Origin of the sequence: Novacetimonas hansenii JCM 7643 (assembly GCF_000964405.1) — a bacterium.
GTDB classification, from domain to species: Bacteria; Pseudomonadota; Alphaproteobacteria; order Acetobacterales; family Acetobacteraceae; genus Novacetimonas; species Novacetimonas hansenii.
In genome coordinates this window covers 1-932 of the sequence record NZ_BANE01000395.1, presented here as the reverse complement: position 1 = coordinate 932, position 932 = coordinate 1, and the positions used below count along the sequence as shown (strand labels likewise).

The window sequence follows — 932 nt, the reverse complement described above, 5'->3', positions numbered from 1 at the left end:
AGAGCCTGATTCGAAAGTTTTTCAGCACTGACAATGCCTTGCGGTTCTGCGGGTCAGCATGCGGATTGAGGCGATCAAAGTCCACGCTGTTGACGAGGCTATGGACTTTTCCCAGTCTTTGGCGAGCCGCCTGCATCGACCGAGCCAGGCGAATGTTCGTTCGACCACCCAGCGGCGAGGCAGGATTTCAAAGCCCCTGCCTGTGTCTGATCGCCTGATGATTTCGACCGTCCATTTTCCCATGCTGGCGAGCGCGGATCGCAGTTTATTACCGGCATAGCCGCCATCGGCGAAGATGTGGCGAAGCCATGGAAAGTGTTTGCGTATTGCCGCCAGGACATCGACAGCCCCGTCACGATCCTGAATGTCAGCGGCATGAACAAGGAGGAAGATCAGGAAGCCGCAGGTATCCGTCAGAATATGGCGCTTGCGACCTTTGACCTTCTTTCCAGCGTCATAACCGGAAATTCCCCCACTTTCCGTGGTTTTCACCGACTGGCTATCAATCACGCCCGCGCTCGGGGAGGCCTTACGCCCTTCGATCTCCCGCAGGTTCATGACCAGTACTGTGTTCATCGCTTCGAACAGTCCGGCATCACGCCATGCGTAAAAGTAGCGCCTGACGGTCGAGACCGGTGGAAAGCATTTCGGCAGCAGACGCCACGCACACCCACCCGAGGCGATATAGAGTATCGCGTTTACAACCTCGCGCATATCCGCCGTGCGAGGCCGTCCGCCCCGTTTCGCCGGGGGCACGAACGGCATAATCAAAGCCCACTCCGCATCCGTCATATCCGATGGATATCGCAATCCCTCCCGGCTATGTTCGTGTCGGGCAATACCAGTCCATGCCACCATTCACTCCATCTCTTCGCAAAGACGGATGAATCACAACATGCTGGTATTGTTCAAAAACTTTCGGATCAGGCTCT

Annotated in this window: 1 protein-coding gene; it reads right to left on the bottom strand. The window is 56.2% G+C overall.

Going from position 1 to position 932, the window contains the following annotated elements:
• Positions 1-21: 21 nt before the first annotated feature.
• Positions 22-858 carry an IS5-like element IS1031C family transposase gene (locus tag B7G66_RS16745; protein ID WP_048859436.1) on the bottom strand — a complete coding sequence of 279 codons (837 nt, stop codon included), beginning with the start codon at positions 856-858 and terminating at the stop codon, positions 22-24.
• Positions 859-932: the final 74 nt, after the last annotated feature.